Consider the following 23,490-nt stretch of genomic DNA (forward strand, 5'->3'; position numbering starts at 1 on the left):
TATAGACTATATCGATTACTACAACAACAAACGAATTAAGGTAAAACTAAAAGGACTTAGCCCTGTACAATACAGAACTAAATCCTTCGGATAAATTAATTGTCTAACTTTTTGGGGTCAGTACAGTATCAAGGTTCAGGAGATACCGTTTTTCCTTCTTCGGATAAGGAAACAAAAATTTCTTGCTTCATCTATCTATTCAATTGATAGATTTCTTCGAAGAAAGACTGTAAAATTTTTGATATAATGTTAAGGATGGACTGACGGATATTTAAAGGATAATTTTCAAAAGAATAACAGGTGAGAAGAAAAATATGTAAGATTGGACAGAAGTCTCTCTACCATCATCCATGCAGAAACAAAATTATACGAAATAAAAGGAGTAACCAATGACTGGAAACTATTCAACACGTGAATACCGTGAGAAATTATATGATGATCTTCATGTTCGATTAAGAGATACAGTGATTTTGATGTGTGCAATTTTTATTGCCTCTATCGGTCTAAATATGAATTCAACAGCTGTTATTATTGGAGCCATGTTAATTTCACCTCTCATGACACCGATTGTTGGACTGGGGTTTGGTGATGGAGATCATGTCCTATCTTCACTTTGATTATTGGAAAAAAACGGCTCGGTCAGGAGCTAGTATGAATAAGGAGAACAAATGAAACGTTTAAAAATGTTATGGCATATTATGCAGGTTACGGGTTTTACTCGGTTTGCTCTGAGTTTTGTGACCTTTGTTTTTGGGTCAGGAGGCGTGCTTTTCCTAGTTGAACCTGCTATCACAAATTACGGAGACGGTCTTTGGTATGCTTTTGTGACTTCGACGACTGTCGGCTACGGGGATCTCCTAGCTGTGACCTTGATTGGAAGGATTACCAGTGTCTTCTTGACGATTTATGGGCTCATATTTTTTGGCTGTTTATCAGCTGTTATTTTTAATTATTATACCAATTTAAATAAGGAAAGAGGAGAGGACAAATGACTGCCAATTATTCAACACGGGAATACCGTGAGAAATTATACGATGACCTTCATGTTCGATTGAGAGATACAGCGATTTTGATGTGTGCAATTTTTATTGCCTCTATCGGACTAAATATGAATTCAACAGCTGTCATTATAGGAGCCATGTTGATTTCACCTCTCATGACACCGATTGTTGGACTGGGATTCGGTTTAGCTATTTTTGATACGCGTTTAATCAAGCAATCTCTAGAGGTTTTATTGACTCAAGTGTTGGTCAGTTTGCTTGTCTCGACTCTGTATTTCTGGATTTCTCCCTTGTCTTATGCAAGTAGCGAGTTGATTGCACGAACCTCTCCAACCATTTGGGATGTCCTCATTGCTATTGCTGGTGGGATTGCTGGTGTGATCGGTTCAAGGAAAAAAGAAGCAAACAATATCGTGCCAGGAGTAGCCATTGCTACAGCTCTGATGCCGCCTATCTGTACTGCTGGCTATGGTTTAGCTAATGGGAATGTACGATTTTTATTGGGGGCTCTCTATCTTTTCTTGATCAACTGTGTCTTTATCATGCTAGCCAACATTGTTGGAACAAGAATTTTGATGAGAAAATCTCCTTTAACTTCATTTAAAGAGCTGAGCATTAAAATGAGAATTGGCTTGATATCTTTGATTGTATTGTTGATTCTTCCAGCTAGCTATTCGGCAGTTACTCTGACAATAGAACAAGCGCGAAAAGAAGGAATCAAGCAGTTTGTAGGAAAAGAGTTCGCCAATCACACGGTCATTAATCAAGTCTACAAATCAAGAAACAATGAGTTGGTCTTGACGGTTGTTGGAGATCCGATTTCAGAAGAAGAATTAGAAACGCTCCACCAAAAACAAGCCTCTTACGGTATTCAATCTGTTCAATTGAAAGTCAATCAAGTTCATAATTCGCCAACATTAGATAGTGAAGCGACCAAGGAATTTTATGAAAACATTGACAAGTATATCGATCAAAAACTCTCTGAAAAAGATTCACAAAAAGATCTCGTAAAAGAAAATGAAGCAGACAAGGATTGAGGATATTGACCTTATCTAACTCATGAAAGCAAATCTTGTGTGGTGGTTTGGTCAATCACTACTAGCTCGGATTAAATAATACTCTTCGAAAATCAAATTCAAACCACGTCAGCGTCGCCTTACCGTACTCAAGTACAGCTTGCGGCTAGCTTCCTAGTTTGCTTTTTGATTTTCATTGAGTAAAAATATAAAAAGCAACAGCTGTTTCAGTTGTTGCTTTTTAGGTAGCTAGGATTTTATCCCAGGTTTTATCTATTATTTCTCAACGCGTGATTTGTTGGCGATATCAGCTAGGATAGCTTGAACAAAGTCATCGACTGAGATAGTTTGTGTTTCTTTTTGGCCGTAGCGACGAACATTGACTGTTCCGTCTTCCATTTCTTTGTCCCCAACGATCAATTGGTAAGGAATCTTGCTTGTTTGTGAAGCACGGATCTTGAACTGCATTTTTTCATTGCGCTCATCTACGTCTGCACGGACACCGCGGTCACGGAGTTTCTTAGCCACTTCCCAAGCGTAGTCCACGTGTTTCTCGTTAGAAACTGGGATGAGGGTTACTTGGTGTGGTGCAAGCCATGTTGGGAAGGCACCCTTGTAGTTTTCAATCAAGATAGCTGTGAAGCGTTCCATAGTTGAGATAACGCCACGGTGGATCATAACTGGACGGTGCTCTTCGCCATCAGCTCCGATGTATTTAAGGTCGAAGCGTTCTGGAAGCAAGAAGTCAAGTTGGATAGTAGAAAGAGTTTCTTCTTTTCCAAGGGCTGTCTTAACTTGAATATCCAATTTTGGTCCGTAGAAGGCTGCTTCACCTTCGGCTTCAAAGTAGTCCACACCCATTTCATCAAGGGCTGCACGAAGCATGGTTTGGGCATTTTCCCACATCTCATCGTTGTCAAAGTACTTGTGAGTATCTTGAGGATCGCGAAGAGAGAGGCGGAAGCGGTATTCAGTCAAGTTGAAGTCTTCATAAACATCGATAATCAACTGAAGGGCGCGCTGGAATTCTTCTTGGATTTGTTCTGGAGTAACGAAGAGGTGACCGTCGTTGAGTGACATTTCACGTACACGTTGAAGACCAGTGAGGGCACCAGATTTTTCATAACGGTGCATCATACCGATTTCAGCGATACGGATTGGCAACTCACGGTATGAGTGAACATGATGTTTGAAGACTTGAATGTGGTGTGGACAGTTCATTGGACGAAGGACAAATTCTTCCCCGTCACCCATGTCCATAGTTGGGAACATGTCTTCTTGGTAATGATCCCAGTGACCAGAAGTCTTGTAAAGTTCAACAGAAGCAAGTGGTGGAGTGTATACGTGTTGGTAGCCAGAAGCCAACTCTTTGTCTACGATGTAGCGTTCCAATTCACGACGGATAGTCGCACCATTTGGCAACCAGAATGGAAGTCCTTGACCAACCTCTTGAGAAATCATGAAGAGATCAAGCTCTTTACCAAGTTTACGGTGGTCACGTTCCTTAGCTTCTTCACGCATTTGAAGGTAGTTTTTCAAGTCTTTTTTGTCAAACCAAGCTGTACCGTAGATACGTTGCATCATAGCGTTGTCGCTATTTCCACGCCAGTAAGCACCTGCTACATGGAGAAGGTGGAAGATTTGGATACGGCCTGTTGAAGGGACGTGTGGGCCACGGCAAAGGTCTACATATTCACCCTGACGATAGATAGTCAAACCGCCTTCGTCTTCTGAGTGTTCTTCAATCAATTCCAACTTGTAAGGGTCGTTCTTGAAGATTTCACGTGCCTCGTCTTTAGTCACTTCTTCACGGATTGATGGGAAGTTTTCTTTAACGATTTTTTGCATTTCTTCTTCGATACGAGGAAGGTCTTCGTTAGAGATTTGACCAGCTGTGTTGTCAGTATCGTAGTAGAAGCCGTCTTCGATGGCTGGACCAACTCCCAAGTGAATGTCTGGGAAAAGACGACGAGCTGCTTGGGCGAACAAGTGAGCAGCTGAGTGACGCAAGATTGGAAGGGCATCTTCGTGATCAGGTGTCACGATTTCAATGCTTCCATCTTCAGTGATAGCACGAGTAGTGTCGATGAGTTTGCCGTTGAATTTACCAGCCAAGGCCTTTTTAGCTAGGGAATTGCTGATAGATTGGGCAATTTCAAAAGTTGTAACGCCAGATTCGAATTCACGAACAGCGCCATCTGGGAAAGTAATGTTAATCATGATGTTCTCCTTACTTATATTATTGACGAATGTGTTAACCCTATTCTGAAAACAGGGACAGAGGATTGTGAAAGCTAGAAAAACAAAAAGCGACATCCTCGAAAGGACGTCGCAACGTGGTTCCACCTTCATTTATGTACCTCAAAAGAGAGGGACACCTCTGATTGGCTCTAACGTGGCCACCGTTTTATGTTTTCATAAAAAACTCAAGAGTAGTATCAGTTTAGGCTCTCTATGCGTTTCCAGCAACCACGCACTCTCTAGTAGAAAGGGACTAAGTGACTTGTCTCTATGGATTATTATAGCATGATTGTGAGATTTTTCAAGATATTTGTAGATTTTTTTGAATTTTCTTCATTGAAAGAGTGCTTGCTATGCTTTGTTAGGAGTAATGTGAAATCATCTTATTGATAGGCCTTGACAATGATAAAAGTAGTGTTCTGGATTTAGTAAGAGCGGGCTGAAGAACGCTATTATACAGTATTTTTTGTTATAATACTAAGAAGAAATATAATAGGAAACGAGGAGATGGATATGACGAAAATAGCTCTTCTTTCAGATATTCATGGCAATACCACCGCCCTGGAGGCTGTTTTGGCAGATGCTCGGCAGCTAGGAGTGGATGAATACTGGCTTTTGGGAGACATTCTCATGCCGGGGACAGGGCGTAGAAGGATTTTGGACTTGTTGGCTCAACTACCGATTATGGCTAGAGTTTTGGGAAACTGGGAAGACAGTCTTTGGCATGGTGTCCGTAAGGAATTGGATAGTACTCGCCCCAGTCAACGCTATCTCTTGCGCCAGTGCCAGTATGTTTTAGAGGAAATTTCCCTAGAAGAAATTGAACTGCTCCACAATCAACCACTCCAGATTCATCGTCAGTTTGGGGCTTTGACGGTGGGAATTAGCCACCATCTTCCTGATAAGAACTGGGGGAGAGAGTTGATTCATACTGGAGCGCAAGAGGATTTTGACCGCTTGGTGACCAATCCGCCTTGCGATATTGCTGTTTATGGTCATATTCATCAGCAGTTGCTTCGTTATGGTACTGGTGGACAATTGATTGTCAATCCAGGTTCGATTGGGCAGCCTTTCTTTCTAGATGCCCAGTTACGGAAGGACTTGCGAGCTCAGTATATGATTTTAGAGTTTGATGACAAGGGCTTGGTAGATATGGACTTCCGACGGGTGGACTACGATGTAGCAGCTGAATTGCAGCTAGCTAAAGACCTCAAACTTCCCTATTTTGAGGTTTATTATGAAAGTCTGGTCAATGGTATCCATCATACTCATAATCAGGAATTTCTGAGAGAATTGGCCCAGAAAGAGGGCTATGATAGGGAATTAGATGCTTGGTTGAAAAGTGGTAATGATTGACATTACAACCAAAAAGGGTATAATAAAAGAAAAAGAAGAGTAGAGGCAGGGTAGCCTCGTAAAAAGGAGAAGAGGATGCAAATTCCAAGTAGATTTACCATTGCGACTCATATGCTGATAATCATTGCTCTCGAGGGGAAGGAAAGCAAGGTGACCAGTGATTTTCTGGCTGCTAGTGTCGGGGTCAATCCTGTCATTATCAGAAAAACCTTGTCCCAGTTGAAGAAGGCAGAGCTGATTTCAGTCGCGCGTGGAACAGGGGGAACAGAGATTGTTAAGGATCTCAAGGATATTAGTCTATTAGATGTTTATCAAGCGGTTGAGTGTCTTGGTAAGACAGGTCAACTCTTCAGTTTCCATGACAATCCAAATCCAAATTGCCCAGTTGGAGCTCGTATTCATGATGTTTTGGATCAAAAATTGGAGAGAATTCAGCTGGCTATGGAGGCTGAACTTGGGCAGACCAGTCTAGAACAAGTCGTGGCTGATGCAGAAAGTCAAATGAAGGAGTAAGAGGGGTAGATGCCTGCAAATGAAATGTCAAAACACTGCTAGAAATCTGGCAGTGTTTTTTGAGATTGCGTAGAAAAAACTCCTGGGAAATTCCAGGAGAGTATGAGTGGTTATTTAAACTTGAATCCTTCGTAAATAAGGTCTGTTTTTGGATTTTGTTTCTTAATCTATTTGGCAAGTGACTTCATCATAGAAAGAGGACCACACATATAGACGCTCGCATGTTCGGGTACTTCTTTTTGTTCAAAATTAAGATAGGCGTCTTTCCTACTGTCTACTAGATGGAGTTCAAAATTAGGATTTTTCTGAGCATAGTCATGGAGCAAATCTATATAAACTGCATTTTCCTCTCCACGGAAGCTATAGTAGAAGTGAACCTGTTTATCTAAAATAGGATGTTCACGGATGTAAGAGATGAAGGGGGTAATCCCAATACCTCCAGCAATCCAAACCTGATTTTCTCGTCCTTCTTCTATAATCATGTGCCCGTAAGCTCTGTCTACACTTACTTTGCTGCCGACTTGAAGATTGTCATAGATATTCTTGGTATGGTCGCCTGAATTTTTGACAGTAAAGTAAAGAGTTTGACCATGACCTCCTGAGATAGAAAAGGGATGCTGAGCACTTTCAAAGCCTTCTTGGAAAATCTTTAGGAAGGCAAATTGTCCTGATTGATAGTCGAAAGGTCTGCTAAGATGGATTTGAATTTCTCTAGTATCGTGATTTAATCGTTTGAGATTGGTAATTTTCCCTAGATAGGGGAAGCCAATCTTTTGATAAAGGAAGATGATATAAAAACCAGCCAGTAAACCTAAAAGGGCATAGCTACCAACAAGAAAACTTAGGAGGTTAAATGTGAGGAGGCGATTGCCCATCATCATGTAGACGTGAAAGAGTCCAAAAATATAGGCTAGGTAAACCAGGCGGTGAATCCATCGCCAAGCTTCGTATTGGATGTATTTGCCTAAATAGGCGACAAGGATGATACTGACAAAGATATAGATGGCAAGATTGCCAAACTGAGCAGCTAAACGAGAGCCCCACAAACCGCCCATACTAAAGTTATGAAAGATGAGTAGGATGATGGAGAGAAAGGATGTGAATTTGTGGACAGTATAGACCTTTTCCAAACCGTGAAACCAGCTTTCTAGTAGGGGGAGACGAGTGGCGAGGATAAACGTCAGAGATAGGCTTGTTAAAGCTAGTCCTGGAATCATGAATTGGGGAGAAGTGTTCATCCAAGTCAAAATAGTCAAGATAAAACTAGCTATGATAAAGTGTAGTCCTTTGATTGATTTCATAGAAAATTCCATTTCATTTAGATTTTGATTTGTTGTAAACAAAATTGTTACATTTTATCATAGAAAAAGTATGGTGTCAAATTGAGTTCTATAAATATCTACTCTCATCAAAAAACTCTCCAATTGAACTGGAGAGCTAATTTATTATTCTGCAGCTTGTTGCCAACGTTTGGCCAGCATATGAGACAAGCTAGAGATTGCTAGGTTAAAGCTGAAGTAGATGAGGGCAATCAAGATATAAAGACTGAAGACTTGCTCTGGTTCGAAATAACGGCCCATGAGAATTTGGCTGGCTCCAAAGAGCTCTTGTAGGGCGATAACAGAGTAAAGAAGACTGGTATCCTTAATCACGGTCACAAACTGAGAAATGATGGCTGGAAGCATTTTACGGATCGCTTGTGGGAGAATGATGTGGTAGAGGATTTGGGCTGAGGTAAATCCTTGCGACATTCCCGCTTCGTACTGGCCCTTGTCCACGGCATTGAGACCGCCACGGATAATCTCAGCTAAGGCTGCTGAGGTAAAGAGGGTGAAGGCAGTGATACCAGCTGGAGTGGACTTCATCTTGAACACTAAAAAGATAGTGAAAATCCAGAGAAGGTTGGGAACATTACGTACAAATTCGATGTAAATGCTGGAGATGATACGTAAGATAGGATTTTTCCCATTTCTCATGACCGCCAGAACTGTACCGATAAGGGTAGAGAGGACGATGGCAATCAGAGAAATATAGAGGGTCAAGCCAAATCCTTTAAAGATAAAGACTAGGTTATCTGGGGTCAAAACTTCTAAAATGGATTCCATAGTAACCTCCTAAAGTGAATAGGCTTTTTTGTTGGCTTGCTCCATCTTGCGACCAAACTGGGCAACAGGGAAGCAAAGAGAAAAGTAGAGAAGGGCAGCACCTAAAAATGCTGGAATGTAGTTTCCGTTAAGTGCCGACCAAGACTTGGTCACAAACATCAAGTCCACTCCAGAGATAATAGCGACTGTAGAAGTGTTTTTGATGAGGTTAACAATTTGGTTGGTCAAAGGAGGGAGAATGATACGAAAGGCCTGAGGCAAGATAATCAAACGCATAGCACTGATATAGGTAAAACCTTGCGACAAGGCAGCCTCCATCTGACCGCTAGGAATAGACTGAATTCCTGAACGAATTACCTCAGCGATATAGGCACCGTGATAGAGTCCCACGCAGAGTACAGCCGTCCAATAAATCGGAATCATGATGATATGGTCACTAATAAGAGGCAAACCATAAAAAACGATAACAAACTGTACCAAGAGGGGAGTGTTTTGGTAAAACTCGACAAAGATACGAGCTAAAATGCGCAAAATTGGACGTTTACTGGTTGACATAGCTCCGAAGAAGATGCCCAAAACCATGGCGAGGATAAAGGATCCAATTGCTAGGGCAAGGGTGAAGAGGAAACCATTGAAAAATTGTCCAAAATCCTGAAAATAGGCTGTCCAAGATGATAAATCTGTCATGGGGTGTCCTCCTTAATCTGCAGTATGGCTGGATGGTTTCAGCTTGTAACGGTCATAAAGTTTTTGTAAACTGCCGTCCTTGCTCCATTTGGTGACCAAGTTATCGAGATAGTCGTTGAGCTCTTTATTTGATTTCTTGGTAACGATACCGTAGTCAGATGGCTTGAAACTATCATCAAGCAATTCTGTCCGTTTACTGATGTAACCAGATAGGATAGAACGGTCAACGGAAAAGGCATCAATACGGTGAGCATGTAGGGAAGTAATCAATTCTGGGTAGGAACCAAGTTCGACGAATTTAAAGGTCAAGCCTTTCTTTTTACCCAGTTCGGTAATCAGACGTTGAGTAATGGAACCTTGGGCAACTCCGATGGTTTTGCCGTTTAGGTCCTCGATGCTTTTGATTTTGGCAGATTTATTGACCAAAAAGCCAGAGGCATCTGTGTAGTAAGGGCTGGTGAAGTTGTAGAGTTTTTTGCGTTCATCTGTGATGGTAAAGGTCGCGATATCCATATCGACCTGTTCGTTATCTAGAAGGGGGCCACGGGTTTGTGCTGTAACCGGCACATAGCGAATCTTGACCTTGAGTTCATCAGCTACCATCTTGGCCAAGTCCGTTTCGATACCAGAATAGGTCCCTGTCTTGGGATCCTTGTAACCGAAATTGGGAACGTCTTGTTTCACACCAACAACCAGCTCGCCTCTCTTTTGAATGTCTGCGACACTGGTATCAGCCTGAACTGGTTTTGCAGCAGCAAGGCCGAAAAGGCTAATCACTAATGCGGATAAAAAGAATTTCTTTTTCATAGGCGCCTCCTTATTTGACTTTGTCACTTTCGTGGTTGATGATTTTGCTGAGGAATTGTTGAGCACGAGGTTCGCTTGGATTGTCGAAAAAGTCATCAACATCTGTCGTATCCACTAAAACTTCTCCGTCAGCCATAAAGATGATGCGGTCGGCAACTTCACGGGCGAAGCCCATTTCATGGGTAACGACAATCATATTCATACCATCGTGGGCCAATTTTTGCATAACTGCCAGAACATCGCCGATGGTTTCAGGGTCTAGGGCAGATGTTGGTTCATCAAATAGGAGGAGTTCAGGATGCATGGCAAGACCACGAGCGATGGCAATCCGTTGTTTTTGTCCACCAGAAAGCATGGCTGGATAAGAATCTTTCTTGTCCCACATATTTACAAATTCCAGATATTTTTGAGCTGTTTTTTCAGCTTCTTTTTTATCAATTCCTAGAACTTTTATGGGTGCAAGTGTCACGTTTTCTAACACTGTTTTGTGAGGGTAGAGGTTGAAATGCTGGAAAACCATGCCTACCTCCTTACGAAGAGGAACTAAATCTTTCTGACTAGCACCTGCTACTTGGTGTCCATTGACTAGGAGACTTCCCTTGTCAACAGCCTCTAAACCATTGATGGTGCGGATAAGAGTTGACTTCCCGGAACCAGAAGGGCCAAGGAGGACAACAACTTGTCCTTTTTCAAAACGGAGATTGATGTCGCGGAGTGCGTGGTAGTCTCCGTAATATTTTTCGACGTGTTCAAATTCTACTAAAGCCATAAGGAATCTCCTTTGTGTTAGATTTTATAACATGATTCTACACCAAAAGAATTGGCTTGTCAAATCATATCTGAAAAAATTCACTAAAATTTTATAAAAAAGCAATCTGGATAGAGAAAACGTCTAAATCGTGTTATAATGAAGCAATAGAATTCTTAGAAAGAGTGGATGTCTTTTTGATAACACCTACTTATGAATGGCAGTTTGCCCCGCAGGTAGAAGATGCGGATTTTACAAAAATAGCCAAGAAGGCTGGACTGGGTCCTGAGGTGGCTCGCTTATTGTTTGAAAGAGGGGTTCAGGACCAAGAAAGTCTAAAGAAGTTTTTAGAACCTTCCTTGGAGGACTTGCATGACCCTTATCTGCTCCATGATATGGACAAGGCAGTGGCTCGGATTCGTCAGGCCATTGAAGAAGGGGAAAATATTCTCGTTTATGGAGACTATGATGCGGATGGTATGACTTCAGCTTCGATTGTGAAGGAAAGTTTGGAACAGCTTGGTGCCGAGTGCCGTGTTTACCTGCCTAATCGTTTTACTGATGGATATGGTCCCAATGCCAGTGTTTATAAATACTTTATCGAGCAAGAAGGAATTTCCTTGATAGTGACAGTGGATAATGGGGTTGCCGGTCATGAAGCCATTGAATTGGCCCAGTCTATGGGAGTAGATGTCATTGTGACTGACCACCATTCCATGCCTGAAACTCTGCCCGATGCCTATGCTATTGTCCATCCTGAATATCCGGATGCGAACTATCCTTTCAAATATTTGGCTGGTTGTGGAGTTGCTTTCAAGCTGGCTTGTGCCCTTTTAGAAGAAGTGCAAGTGGAACTGCTTGATTTGGTTGCTATTGGTACCATTGCAGATATGGTTAGTTTGACGGATGAGAACCGTATCTTGGTTCAGTATGGTCTGGAAATGCTGGGACATACTCAGCGCATAGGTCTACAAGAAATGCTGGATATGGCTGGGATTGCCGCCAACGAAGTAACAGAAGAAACGGTTGGTTTCCAGATTGCCCCTCGTTTGAATGCCTTGGGGCGTTTGGATGATCCCAATCCTGCCATTGATTTGCTGACTGGGTTTGATGACGAGGAAGCCCACGAGATTGCCCTTATGATTCATCAGAAAAACGAAGAGCGCAAGGAAATCGTCCAGTATATCTATGAAGAAGCTAAGACCATGGTGGACCCTGAGAAGAAGGTCCAAGTCTTGGCTAAGGAAGGCTGGAATCCTGGGGTTCTAGGAATCGTGGCTGGTCGTTTGTTGGAAGAACTAGGGCAGACAGTCATCGTTCTCAATATAGAGGACGGTCGTGCCAAGGGTAGTGCTCGTAGTGTGGAAGCGGTCGATATTTTTGAAGCCCTAGATCCCCATCGCGACCTCTTTATCGCATTTGGCGGTCATGCTGGTGCAGCAGGAATGACGCTGGAAGTTGAGAAACTCTCAGATTTATCTCAGGTTTTGGAAGATTATGTCCGTGAAAAAGGCGCAGATGCTGCTGGCAAGAACAAGTTAAATTTAGATGAAGAACTGGATTTGGAGACACTTAGCTTGGAAACGGTCAAAAGTTTTGAACGTTTAGCTCCCTTTGGCATGGACAATCAGAAACCTATCTTTTATATCAAGGATTTTCAGGTCGAAAGTGCCCGTACTATGGGGGCAGGCAATGCCCATCTCAAGTTGAAAATTTCTAAGGGTGAGGCTAGTTTTGAAGTGGTGGCCTTCGGACAAGGTAGATGGGCAACAGAATTTTCTCAAACCAAGAATCTAGAGTTGGCAGTCAAATTGTCTGTCAACCAATGGAATGGCCAAACTGCCCTGCAGTTGATGATGGTGGATTCGCGTGTGGAGGGTGTTCAACTTTTTAACATTCGTGGGAAGAATGCAGTCTTGCCAGAGGGAGTTCCAGTCTTGGATTTTGCTGGAGAACTACCAGATTTAGTAGATAGTGAAGCTGTTGTTGTAAAAACCATTCCTGAGGATATTACTCAGCTGAAGACCATTTTTCAGGAGCAGAATTTTTCTGCTGTTTATTTCAAAAATGATATTGACAAGGCCTACTATCTGACGGGATATGGGACTAGAGAGCAGTTTGCAAAATTGTACAAGACTATCTACCAGTTCCCAGAGTTTGATATTCGCTACAAACTGAAGGATTTGGCTACTTATCTCAATATCCAACAAATCTTGCTAGTCAAGATGATTCAAGTATTTGAAGAGCTAGGCTTTGTGATGATTAAAAATGGTGTCATGACAGTGAATAAAGAGGCTGAAAAGCGTGATATAGCTGAGAGTCAGATTTACCAAAATCTCAAACAAACCGTCAAAGACCAAGAAATGATGGCGCTGGGTACCGTGCAAGAAATTTATGACTTTTTAATGGAAAAAGAGTAGATGATAGGAAAGAGTTGGGAAACCAGCTCTTTTTTGAAAACAAATCTTCATTTTGAAAATCATTAAAAAAATGGTATAATGGTAGGAAAAGATTCGGCTAAAAGTAGTGCTTTTAGAATAAGAGGGTAAGTAACCCTATAATCAAGATAAACTAAGCTTTCGGAGGAAAAATGAGTAATATCAGTTTAACAACACTTGGCGGTGTCCGTGAAAATGGGAAAAATATGTATATCGCTGAAATCGATGGGTCTATTTTCGTTTTGGATGCAGGTCTGAAATACCCTGAAAATGAACAACTAGGGGTGGACGTGGTCATTCCCAATATGGACTATCTTTTTGAAAATAGCGATCGTATCGCTGGGGTCTTCTTGACCCACGGCCATGCGGATGCCATTGGTGCTCTGCCTTATCTCTTGGCTGAAGCCAAGGTACCTGTATTTGGCTCTGAGTTGACCATTGAGTTGGCAAAACTCTTTGTCAAAGGAAATGACACAGTTAAGAAATTTAATGATTTTCATGTTATCGATGAGGATACGGAGATTGATTTTGGCGGGACTGTGGTGTCCTTCTTCCGTACGACCCACTCTATCCCAGAAAGTCTGGGTGTGGTCTTGAAGACAGCTGAAGGTAGCATCGTTTATACAGGTGACTTCAAATTTGACCAGACAGCTAGTGAATCTTATGCCACAGACTTTGCTCGTTTGGCAGAAATCGGTCGTGATGGAGTTCTAGCTCTTCTTAGCGATTCAGCCAATGCGGACAGTAATATCCAAGTGGCTAGCGAAAGTGAAGTTGGGGACGAGATCACTCAAACCATTTCGGACTGGGATGGTCGTATCATTGTTGCAGCAGTAGCCAGCAACCTCTCTCGTATCCAGCAGGTGTTTGACGCTGCGGATGCAACAGGCCGTCGTGTGGTCTTGACAGGATTTGATATTGAAAATATCGTCCGTACTGCTATTCGTCTTAAGAAATTGTCTCTAGCTAACGAAAGTCTTTTGATTAAACCAAAAGATATGTCTCGTTTTGAAGACCATGAGTTGATTATCCTTGAGACAGGTCGTATGGGTGAGCCTATCAACGGTCTTCGCAAGATGTCGATTGGTCGCCACCGTTATGTGGAAATCAAGGATGGTGACTTGGTCTATATTGTAACGACTCCATCTATCGCTAAAGAAGCGGTCATGGCGCGTGTAGAAAACATGATTTACCAAGCTGGCGGGGTTGTCAAACTGATCACCCAAAGCTTGCGTGTGTCAGGGCACGGAAATGCGCGTGATTTGCAGTTGATGATCAATCTCTTGCAACCCAAGTATCTCTTCCCAATTCAAGGGGAATACCGTGAGTTGGATGCCCATGCCAAGGCTGCTATGGCAGTTGGGATGTTGCCAGAACGCATTTTCATCCCTAAAAAGGGAACAAGCATGGCTTATGAGAATGGAGATTTTGTCCCAGCTGGAGCGGTTTCAGCAGGGGATGTCTTGATTGACGGGAATGCCATTGGTGATGTTGGAAATGTGGTTCTTCGTGACCGTAAGGTCTTGTCAGAGGACGGTATTTTCATCGTCGCAATTACCGTTAACCGTCGTGAGAAGAAAATTGTGGCCAAGGCTCGTGTTCACACGCGTGGATTTGTTTATCTCAAGAAGAGTCGCGATATTCTCCGTGAAAGTTCAGAATTGATTAACCAAACGGTAGAAGACTATCTTCAAGGAGATGACTTTGACTGGGCAGATCTCAAAGGGAAGGTTCGGGATAATTTGACTAAGTATCTCTTTGACCAGACTAAGCGTCGTCCAGCCATTCTACCAGTAGTCATGGAAGCGAAATAATTGTTGAAATAAACAGAGAGAAAGTCGAGTTTCGGCTTTTTCTTATAGAAAAATAGAGGAAAAAATTATGGCAGTAATGAAAATCGAGTATTACTCACAAGTTTTGGATATGGAGTGGGGAGTGAATGTTCTTTACCCCGATGCCAATCGAGTGGAAGAACCAGATTGTACAGACATCCCCGTCTTGTACCTCTTGCACGGGATGTCTGGCAACCATAATAGTTGGCTCAAGCGGACCAATGTAGAACGCTTACTTCGAGGAACCAATCTCATCGTTGTCATGCCCAATACCAGCAACGGTTGGTACACTGATACCCAGTATGGTTTTGACTATTACACAGCTCTAGCAGAGGAATTGCCAGAGGTTCTGAAACGCTTCTTCCCTAATATGACTAGCAAGCGTGAAAAGACCTTTATCGCTGGCCTCTCTATGGGAGGCTATGGCTGCTTTAAATTGGCTCTTGCAACAAATCGTTTTTCTCATGCAGCTAGTTTTTCAGGTGCCCTTAGCTTTCAAGATTTTTCTCCTGAGAGCCAAAATCTGGGCACAACGGCTTATTGGAGAGGTGTGTTTGGCGAGATTAAAGATTGGACAGCTAGTCCGTATTCTCTTGAAAGTCTGGCTAAAAAATCGGATAAAAAAACCAAGCTTTGGGCTTGGTGTGGTGAGCAGGATTTTTTGTACGAAGCCAATAATCTAGCAGTGAAAAATCTCAAAAAACTGGGATTTGATGTGACCTATAGCCATAGTGCTGGAACTCACGAATGGTACTACTGGGAAAAACAATTGGAACGGTTCTTAGCAACCCTACCAATCGATTTCAAATTAGAAGAGAGATTAAGCTAGTTTAGTTTGTATTACTCTTTCAATAACCATGTCTTCTATGGAATAGAAACTAAAATATGTTTTTACTAGACTTTCTAAACAAAAATAGTAGAATAGTAGTTAAATTCTATTATTGTTGGAAAGAGAGTAAGAGATGTATCGTTATCAAATTGGCATTCCCACATTAGAATATGATCAGTTTGTTAAAGAACATGAATTAGTCAATGTATTACAAAGTAGTGCTTGGGAAGAAGTTAAGTCTGATTGGCAACATGAGAAGTTTGGTGTTTACAGGGAAGAAAAATTACTGGCGACAGCTAGTATTTTGATTAGAACTCTTCCGCTAGGCTATAAAATGTTTTACGTCCCAAGAGGACCCATATTGGATTATGGAGATACAGAACTCTTGAGTTTTGTCATTCAGTCCATTAAGTCTTATGCTCGCAGTAAGAGAGCTATTTTTGTGACTTTTGACCCAAGTATTTGCCTGTCTCAAAGTTTAATTAATCAGGAAAAAACAGAATTTCCTGAAAATCTGGCTATTATTGATAGTTTGCAACAAATGGGAGTAAGGTGGTCAGGAAAAACAGAGGAAATGGGAGACACCATTCAACCTCGTATTCAGGCGAAAATATACAAGGAAAATTTTGAAGAAGATAAACTTTCCAAGTCAACAAAACAGGCTATTCGAACAGCACGGAATAAGGGGGTAGAGATTCAATTTGGTGGAACTGAATTATTGGAGTCTTTTTCCTTTTTGATGAAAAAAACCGAGAAGCGGAAAGAGATTCATTTGAGGAATGAAGCCTATTATAAAAAGTTGTTAGATAATTTTAAGGACAAGGCCTATATCACCTTGGCAACCTTGGATGTTTCTAAACGTTCGCAAGAATTAGAAGAACAGTTAGCGAAAAACAGAGCCTTGGAAGAGACCTTTACTGAGTCGACTCGAACTTCAAAAGTAGAAGCGCAGAAGAAGGAAAAAGAACGTTTGTTAGAGGAATTGACTTTCCTGCAGGAATATATGGATGCAGGTCAAGCGAGAGTTCCTTTAGCGGCTACCCTGACTTTAGAATTCGGACAAACTTCTATCAATCTATACGCAGGAATGGATGAAGATTTTAAACGATATAAAGCCCCTATTTTGACTTGGTATGAGACAGCTCGATATTCCTTTGAACGTGGCATTTTATGGCAAAATTTAGGAGGCGTCGAGAATGCTTTAGATGGTGGACTCTATCGTTTTAAAGCTAATTTTAATCCAACGATTGAAGAATACTTGGGTGAATTTACAATGCCTACCCATCCTCTCTATCCTCTGTTAAGACTTGCTCTTGATTTCCGTAAAACATTAAGAAAAAAACATAGAAAGTAAGTATATGGCACTAATTACACTCACGAAAGAAGAGTTTCAGGCTTATTCTGGTCAGGTTTCTTCTCGTTCCTTTATGCAATCTGTTCAGATGGGGGACTTGTTAGAAAAAAGAGGGGCTCGAATTGTTTATCTTGCTTTGAAACAAGAAGGAGAAATTCAAGTTGCAGCTCTGGTTTATAGCTTGCCCATGCTGGGTGGTCTGCATATGGAGCTCAATTCGGGTCCGATTTATACCCAACAAGATGCTCTTCCAGTTTTTTATGCGGAGTTAAAAGAATATGCCAAGCAAAATGGTGTATTAGAGTTGCTTGTAAAACCTTATGAAACTTATCAAACTTTTGATAGTGAAGGTAATCCAATAGATGCTGAGAAAAAAAGTATTATTCAAGGTTTGACTGATTTAGGTTATCAATTTGATGGATTGACAAGAGGTTATCCAGGTGGAGAAGTCAGCTGGCATTACATCAAAGATTTGCAAGATTATGATGCTGTTTCCTTATTGAAATCCTTTAATAAAAATAGTATTCGCAACATTCAATCAGCTTTTGATTTTAATATTCTTATTCGCAATGCAGAACGGGAAGAAATTCCAATATTCAAAAAAATTATCGAAGAAACAGGTAAAAGACAAGGTTTTGAGGATAAGAATTTAGATTATTACATGAAATTGTATGATATGTTTGGAGATAAGGCGGATTTCCTAATTGCTGAAGTCAATCCACAACAGTCTATAGATGCTTTAAATGTGAAGATGGCTATTCTTGACAAGAAGTCGAAACAATTTCACCAGCAATACCAAGCTTTGCAAAAGAAAAAAGATTTTCTAACTAGTTTGGATAGTGAGTCTGGCAATGTTGCTCTGGCTTGTGCTTTAATAATCTACACAAATACAGAGGCAACGTACTTGTTTGGGGGGTCGTACGCAGAGTATCAGAAGTTTTCAGCTCCATTTTTACTTCAATATCATGCGATGAAGCAGACAATGCAACGAAATATCCATCAATACAACTTCCTAGGTATTCAAGGGATTTTTGATGGTAGTGATGGCGTTTTGCGTTTTAAACAAAATTTTAATGGCTATATTGTACGTAAAGTAGGGACTTTCCGTTATTATCCATCTCCCCTAAAATATAAAGCTATTCAGTTACTCAAAAAAATATTAGGACGCTAAGATAAGAAAATTGGTCTTTAGCTTTCTTTCAGCTTGTTTTAGTAAAATAGCCTTTATTTGCTAGAAAGGTGGAGGGATATGCGCTGGATTTTTCGTTTGATAGGAGCTTTTTGTTCTTTTATTTGGCGTTTGTTTTGGCGCCTGGTTTGGATAGTTGTGCTCCTATGTGCTCTTGCTTTCGGAATTCTCTGGTATTTGAATGGAGATTTTCAAGGAGCGCTAAAGCAAGTAGAGCGGTCGGTAAAAATTGGTCAACAAAGTATCGACCAATGGGAAAAAACAGGGCAACTGCCTAAGTTGAACCAGACAGATAGCCATCAACACTCTGAAGGAAGGTGGCCGCAGGCTTCAGCTCGTATTTACCTAGATCCGCAGATGGATTCAGGATTTCAAGAGGCATATTTAGAAGCAATTCAGAACTGGAATCAAACTGGTGCTTTTAACTTTGAACTCGTGACTGAAGCCAGCAAGGCAGATATTATGGCTACGGAGATGAATGATGGAGGCACTCCTGTTGCAGGAGAAGCGGAAAGTCAGACCAATCTCTTAACGGGACAATTCTTGTCTGTAACGGTGCGTCTGAATCATTATTATTTGTCCAATCCTAACTATGGTTATTCCTATGAGCGCATTGTCCATACGGCGGAACATGAGTTGGGGCATGCTATTGGCTTGGACCATACAGATAAGAAGTCTGTCATGCAACCAGCAGGTTCCTTTTATGGTATCCAGAAAGAGGATGTTGAAAGACTTCGAAAATTATATGAGACCAATGAGTAGGGAACTATCTTTCCCTACTTTTTTGTTATAATGGAACTATGAATAACTTGATTAAATCAAAACTAGAGCTCTTGCCGACCAGCCCTGGTTGCTACATTCACAAGGATAAAAATGGCACTATTATCTATGTAGGAAAGGCTAAAAATCTGCGTAACCGCGTGAGGTCTTATTTCCGTGGAAGTCATGATACCAAAACAGAGGCCTTGGTGTCTGAAATTGTGGATTTTGAATTTATTGTTACTGAGTCTAATATTGAGGCGCTTCTCCTAGAAATCAACCTGATTAAGGAAAACAAGCCCAAGTACAATATCATGCTCAAGGATGACAAGTCCTATCCCTTCATCAAAATCACTAATGAGCGCTATCCTCGCTTGATTATCACTCGTCAGGTCAAAAAGGACGGAGGTCTCTACTTTGGACCTTATCCAGATGTGGGGGCAGCCAATGAAATCAAGCGATTGCTGGATCGGATTTTCCCTTTTCGCAAGTGTACGAATCCACCATCTAAGGTCTGTTTTTACTACCATATCGGTCAATGTATGGCCCACACCATCTGTAAGAAGGATGAGGACTATTTCAAGTCTATGGCTCAGGAGGTTTCTGATTTCCTAAAAGGGCAGGATGATCAAATTATCGATGACCTCAAGGGCAAGATGGCAGCGGCAGCTCAGACTATGGAATTTGAACGTGCAGCGGAATACCGTGATCTGATTCAGGCCATTGGAACGCTTCGAACCAAGCAACGGATCATGGCTAAGGATCTCCAAAATCGGGATGTCTTTGGCTACTATGTGGATAAGGGTTGGATGTGTGTCCAGGTTTTCTTTGTCCGTCAGGGCAAGCTCATTGAGCGAGACGTTAATCTTTTCCCCTACTACAATGATCCGGATGAGGATTTCTTGACCTATGTAGGACAATTTTATCAAGAAAAATCTCATCTAGTTCCTAATGAGGTGCTGATTCCGCAGGATATTGACGAAGAAGCTGTCAAGGCTTTGGTAGACACCAAGATTCTTAAGCCTCAGCGTGGAGAGAAAAAGCAACTGGTCAATCTGGCTATAAAGAATGCTCGAGTTAGCCTAGAGCAGAAATTCAACCTGCTAGAGAAATCTGTCGAAAAGACACAAGGAGCTATTGAAAATCTAGGTCGTTTGCTTCAAATACCGACCCCAGTCCGCATCGAATCCTTCGATAACTCTAATATCATGGGGACCAGTCCTGTTTCAGCCATGGTTGTCTTTGTCAACGGAAAACCTAGTAAGAAGGATTACCGTAAGTATAAAATCAAGACCGTAGTCGGGCCAGACGACTATGCCAGTATGAGAGAAGTCATTCGCAGGCGCTATGGTCGAGTTCAACGTGACGGTTTGACTCCTCCAGATTTGATTGTCATCGATGGGGGACAAGGTCAAGTCAATATCGCCAAACAAGTCATACAAGAGGAACTGGGTTTGGATATCCCCATTGCAGGTCTGCAAAAGAATGATAAGCACCAAACCCATGAATTGCTCTTTGGAGATCCGCTTGAGTTGGTGGAGTTATCTCGAAATTCTCAGGAATTTTTCCTCCTCCAACGCATTCAAGATGAGGTGCACCGCTTTGCTATCGCTTTCCACCGCCAACTGCGCTCCAAAAATTCCTTTTCATCACAACTAGATGGAATTGAAGGGCTGGGGCCTAAACGTAAGCAAAATATCATGAAGCATTTCAAGTCTCTGACTAAAATCAAGGAAGCTAGTGTGGATGAGATTGTCGAAGTTGGGGTGCCAAGAGCAGTAGCAGAGGCTGTGCAAATAAAGTTGAACCCGCAGGAAGAAGAGGAATTAGCTCAAGTAGCGGAAAAACAAGTAGATTACCAAACAGAAGGAGAACACAATGAATCATAAAATCGCAATTTTATCAGATATTCATGGCAATACAACTGCCCTAGAAGCAGTGATTGCAGATGCTAAAAACCAAGGAGTCAGTGAATACTGGCTTCTGGGAGATATTTTTCTTCCCGGTCCTGGTGCAAATGACTTGGTCGCTCTGTTAAAGGACCTTCCTATCACAGCCAGTGTTCGAGGCAATTGGGATGATTGTGTCCTTGAGGCCTTGGATGGTGAATATGGTTTGGAACATCCACAAGAAATCCAATCAATGCGAATGACCCAGTTTTTGATGGAGCGAATGAATCCTGCAACGATTGTCTGGCTACGAAGCTTGCCTTTGCTGGAAAAGAAAGAAGTTGAAGGATTGCGCTTTTCTATCTCTCATAATTTGCCAAATAAGAACTATGGTGGTGACTTGCTAGTTGAGAATGATACAGAGAAATTTGACCAACTGCTAGATGAGGAAACGGACGTGGCAGTCTATGGTCATGTCCACAAGCAGTTGCTTCGTTACGGCAGTCAAGGGCAACAAATCATCAATCCAGGGTCGATTGGCATGCCCTATTTTAATTGGGAGGCGTTAAAAAATCACCGTGCCCAGTATGCCGTGATAGAAGTTGAAGATGGGGAATTGGTAAATATCCTATTTCGTAAAGTCGCTTATGATTACGAGGCTGAGTTAGAATTGGCCAAATCCAAGGGGCTTCCCTTTATCGAAATGTATGAAGAGCTACGTCGTGAAGATAACTATCAGGGGCACAATCTGGAACTCTTAGCAAGCTTAATAGATAAGCATGGGTATGCAGAGGATGTGAAGAAATTTTTTGATTTTTTACAAAGTGAGAAATAAAGCCTGTAGCTCTTATTTTGAAGTGAGGTTTGTAGTAGAATTTCTTAGAAAAGAGTCAGATGATAAGGAAGAAAAGGTGGCTTAGCTAAAATTTGACATTGAAATTATTTTGTTATAGAATGGGCTTAATTCTTAATAAAAAGGAGAACATTATGAAGAAAATTATTACAGCCAGTATGGCTCTTTTATCTGTTGTTGTTTTAGCAGCATGTGCAGGGAAAACAACGTCTGATTCTTCGACTAAAAATTCAAGCTCTGTAGAGAAAACTTCTTCAGAGACCTCATCAACAACGTCAAGTTCAAAGACAGAAAATAATGAGGTTGTTTTGATCACTGATGAAGAAATTGAGAATGCTAAAACTGTTGGAGAAGTGAAGAACGTCTTTGGCAAATTAGTCGACAATTATAAAAAGTATGCAGTTGAAATTGGGGAGAAAATTCCAGATAGTGGAAAAGAAGCATATAACGCCCAAGTTGAACCAGCGATTAAGTCTATGGAGACTGTAAGAGAGTCATTTAACGAAAGTCTTTCAAGTATTGGTTCTGATGATACAGTAGTGCCTGAACAAACTCGTACTCTATTTGTTCAACAGTTGAAAACTGGACGTGACACAATGAAGAAAGCGCTGGAGTCGGCTTATAAAGCACTTGCTCCCTATGCATCTGGTCAATAGTATAAGATAGTAGGTGTTCGATCGCCTGCTTTTTGATTGCTTTAAATCCAAAGAATACCTACTTAAATAGCTTAGAATAAATAGCAGAGTGTTTGAAAGAAGTATTAACTCTACGAAAAATATCTGTAAGCTCTTTCAAATTATGGTAGAATGGAAGCAGTAGAATTAGAAAAGGAAATCGCGAGTGAACTATGCTAATCTTGAATTCAATGCACAAGACCAGAGCGACTATTGGTCCTATACTATAAGGTAATTGAGGCTAGTTGCTTTATAGAATAATATAAGGAGGTATGTCTATGAATAAGCGTAAAAAATGGGGTATTATTGCTTTAGTAATCTGTATTATAGGAGGAATCGTGATGTTTAGTTTGAATCAACAAAAAGAAAAAACATTGGAAGAGAAAATTAGAATTGAACAGGATAGGATGGCGTTGTACTTAGTTAATCATTATGAGGGAATCAATGAAATAGAATTTAATGATGTAGAAAATAATGCTACAACAGGTTCAAGAACTGCGTTATTAACTCTAAATAAAGAACTTGAAATGGAAATTACTTTCTTTAAATTTAATGATAAAACTGACAATTATGTAATTAGTTGGAATAAAAGATTAAATTTACAAGAAAAAAATGAAATCACTAATCAACAAACAATAGATAATATTAAAGTGAAATATTGGAGCAAGTGATGAAAATAACAGATAAAAATTATAATGATATTGTCGATGGAGTTTATAATGTTGATGCAGGAAAAGTAAAACGACCTTGGAGAGACGATAAGATTTTTAAATCAGATGGACAAACTTTTCGAGTTCTTAGTACAAAAGCCAACACCTCTAACGGTATGCAAGCGATGGCAGTTGCTCCTGTGGATAAAAATGGGAATGTGGATTATAGCCATGTAGTGATTGCCTATGCAGGGACGAATAAAGATGACATAAAGGATCTTGATACGGATGTACAGTCTTTAGGGCTTGGGAGGGATAAACTACAGTCTCGTTCAGGACTAAATTCTGCGAAAGTAGTAGATTCTCAGTTTGTGACAGCTTTGAATTATGCCAAGGAGGTGGAGGAAGAGGTCAGGCAAAAATATCCCTCTGCTAAAATCACAACTGCGGGGCATTCGCTTGGAGAGTCTCTGGCTATGTATGTCGCTTTAAAGCGAGGTTATGCCAATATAGGGTATAATGGGCCAGATATTCATAACTTGATTTCGA

General features: G+C 41.1%; 22 protein-coding genes and 2 pseudogenes. 17 read left to right on the plus strand and 7 right to left on the minus strand.

Going from position 1 to position 23,490, the window contains the following annotated elements; genetic code table 11:
* The 4 genes and pseudogenes from GEZ85_RS05950 to GEZ85_RS05965 all read left to right on the plus strand — a co-directional run.
* Positions 1-94: IS3 family transposase (locus tag GEZ85_RS05950; protein WP_142247600.1), on the plus strand; the 94-nt coding region annotated here is incomplete at its 5' end.
* A gap of 295 nt (positions 95-389) precedes the next feature.
* Positions 390-587 (plus strand): annotated as a pseudogene (locus tag GEZ85_RS05955) (DUF389 domain-containing protein); the annotation flags it as partial.
* An 81-nt stretch (positions 588-668) separates the two neighbouring features.
* Positions 669-992, plus strand: a complete 324-nt coding sequence (locus GEZ85_RS05960; protein WP_000825751.1) for a potassium channel family protein — start codon at positions 669-671, stop codon at positions 990-992.
* Positions 989-2,038, plus strand: coding sequence for a DUF389 domain-containing protein (locus GEZ85_RS05965; RefSeq protein WP_153209745.1), 1,050 nt, complete (start codon positions 989-991; stop codon positions 2,036-2,038). The genes GEZ85_RS05960 and GEZ85_RS05965 overlap by 4 nt, the downstream gene beginning before the upstream one ends.
* Positions 2,039-2,293: 255 nt before the next feature.
* On the opposite strand, the gene thrS is transcribed toward GEZ85_RS05965, so the two are convergent.
* On the minus strand, positions 2,294-4,237 hold the full coding sequence (thrS, locus tag GEZ85_RS05970; RefSeq protein ID WP_143952379.1) for a threonine--tRNA ligase: 1,944 nt from the start codon (positions 4,235-4,237) through the stop codon (positions 2,294-2,296).
* Positions 4,238-4,277: 40 nt separating this feature from the next.
* Positions 4,278-4,486, minus strand: a pseudogene (locus GEZ85_RS10545) (hypothetical protein).
* Between the two features lie 285 nt (positions 4,487-4,771).
* On the opposite strand from GEZ85_RS10545, the gene GEZ85_RS05975 reads away from it, so the two are divergent.
* Together GEZ85_RS05975 and GEZ85_RS05980 are read left to right on the plus strand one after the other, a co-directional pair.
* A complete protein-coding gene (locus tag GEZ85_RS05975; protein WP_194251525.1) occupies positions 4,772-5,614 on the plus strand; it encodes a metallophosphoesterase family protein in 843 nt (280 codons plus the stop codon).
* A gap of 75 nt (positions 5,615-5,689) precedes the next feature.
* Positions 5,690-6,127 (plus strand): Rrf2 family transcriptional regulator, encoded by a 438-nt coding sequence (locus GEZ85_RS05980; protein WP_153209743.1) that lies wholly within the window; start codon positions 5,690-5,692, stop codon positions 6,125-6,127.
* 167 nt (positions 6,128-6,294) lie between these two features.
* On the opposite strand, the gene GEZ85_RS05985 is transcribed toward GEZ85_RS05980, so the two are convergent.
* The 5 genes from GEZ85_RS05985 to GEZ85_RS06005 form a co-directional block, all read right to left on the minus strand.
* Entirely contained in the window at positions 6,295-7,428 is a 1,134-nt protein-coding gene (locus GEZ85_RS05985; protein WP_194251526.1) for a ferredoxin reductase family protein, read from the minus strand.
* A gap of 144 nt (positions 7,429-7,572) precedes the next feature.
* Positions 7,573-8,232, minus strand: a complete 660-nt coding sequence (locus tag GEZ85_RS05990; protein ID WP_000443883.1) for an amino acid ABC transporter permease — start codon at positions 8,230-8,232, stop codon at positions 7,573-7,575.
* A 9-nt stretch (positions 8,233-8,241) separates the two neighbouring features.
* A complete protein-coding gene (locus GEZ85_RS05995; RefSeq protein WP_000131137.1) occupies positions 8,242-8,919 on the minus strand; it encodes an amino acid ABC transporter permease in 678 nt (225 codons plus the stop codon).
* A 12-nt stretch (positions 8,920-8,931) separates the two neighbouring features.
* Positions 8,932-9,726 carry a transporter substrate-binding domain-containing protein gene (locus GEZ85_RS06000; RefSeq protein ID WP_153209741.1) on the minus strand — a complete coding sequence of 265 codons (795 nt, stop codon included), beginning with the start codon at positions 9,724-9,726 and terminating at the stop codon, positions 8,932-8,934.
* Between the two features lie 10 nt (positions 9,727-9,736).
* Positions 9,737-10,495 (minus strand): amino acid ABC transporter ATP-binding protein, encoded by a 759-nt coding sequence (locus tag GEZ85_RS06005; RefSeq protein WP_001229569.1) that lies wholly within the window; start codon positions 10,493-10,495, stop codon positions 9,737-9,739.
* Between the two features lie 176 nt (positions 10,496-10,671).
* On the opposite strand from GEZ85_RS06005, the gene recJ reads away from it, so the two are divergent.
* The 11 genes from recJ to GEZ85_RS06060 form a co-directional block, all read left to right on the plus strand.
* Positions 10,672-12,894, plus strand: coding sequence for a single-stranded-DNA-specific exonuclease RecJ (recJ, locus tag GEZ85_RS06010; RefSeq protein WP_153209740.1), 2,223 nt, complete (start codon positions 10,672-10,674; stop codon positions 12,892-12,894).
* Positions 12,895-13,064: 170 nt separating this feature from the next.
* Positions 13,065-14,726, plus strand: coding sequence for a ribonuclease J (locus GEZ85_RS06015; RefSeq protein WP_000065614.1), 1,662 nt, complete (start codon positions 13,065-13,067; stop codon positions 14,724-14,726).
* Positions 14,727-14,793: 67 nt separating this feature from the next.
* A complete protein-coding gene (locus GEZ85_RS06020; RefSeq protein ID WP_153209739.1) occupies positions 14,794-15,573 on the plus strand; it encodes an alpha/beta hydrolase in 780 nt (259 codons plus the stop codon).
* 133 nt (positions 15,574-15,706) lie between these two features.
* Positions 15,707-16,927, plus strand: a complete 1,221-nt coding sequence (locus GEZ85_RS06025; protein ID WP_153209738.1) for a peptidoglycan bridge formation alanyltransferase MurM — start codon at positions 15,707-15,709, stop codon at positions 16,925-16,927.
* A 4-nt stretch (positions 16,928-16,931) separates the two neighbouring features.
* Positions 16,932-18,098, plus strand: a complete 1,167-nt coding sequence (locus tag GEZ85_RS06030; protein ID WP_153209737.1) for an aminoacyltransferase — start codon at positions 16,932-16,934, stop codon at positions 18,096-18,098.
* Between the two features lie 78 nt (positions 18,099-18,176).
* Complete coding sequence (locus tag GEZ85_RS06035; protein WP_153209736.1) at positions 18,177-18,878, plus strand: M57 family metalloprotease; 702 nt, start codon at positions 18,177-18,179, stop codon at positions 18,876-18,878.
* A gap of 38 nt (positions 18,879-18,916) precedes the next feature.
* On the plus strand, positions 18,917-20,764 hold the full coding sequence (uvrC, locus tag GEZ85_RS06040; protein ID WP_153209735.1) for an excinuclease ABC subunit UvrC: 1,848 nt from the start codon (positions 18,917-18,919) through the stop codon (positions 20,762-20,764).
* Complete coding sequence (locus GEZ85_RS06045; protein WP_153209734.1) at positions 20,754-21,599, plus strand: metallophosphoesterase family protein; 846 nt, start codon at positions 20,754-20,756, stop codon at positions 21,597-21,599. Before uvrC ends, GEZ85_RS06045 begins: the two co-directional genes overlap by 11 nt.
* A gap of 152 nt (positions 21,600-21,751) precedes the next feature.
* Positions 21,752-22,273: a hypothetical protein gene (locus GEZ85_RS06050; protein WP_153209733.1), complete on the plus strand. Its 522-nt coding sequence runs from the start codon at positions 21,752-21,754 to the stop codon at positions 22,271-22,273.
* A gap of 296 nt (positions 22,274-22,569) precedes the next feature.
* On the plus strand, positions 22,570-22,962 hold the full coding sequence (locus GEZ85_RS06055) for a hypothetical protein (RefSeq protein ID WP_084930466.1): 393 nt from the start codon (positions 22,570-22,572) through the stop codon (positions 22,960-22,962).
* Positions 22,962-23,490: lipase family protein (locus GEZ85_RS06060; RefSeq protein WP_228113628.1), on the plus strand; the 529-nt coding region annotated here is incomplete at its 3' end. The genes GEZ85_RS06055 and GEZ85_RS06060, both read left to right, overlap by 1 nt.

The organism is Streptococcus mitis, from assembly GCF_009496205.1.
GTDB classification, from domain to species: domain Bacteria; phylum Bacillota; class Bacilli; order Lactobacillales; family Streptococcaceae; genus Streptococcus; species Streptococcus mitis_BN.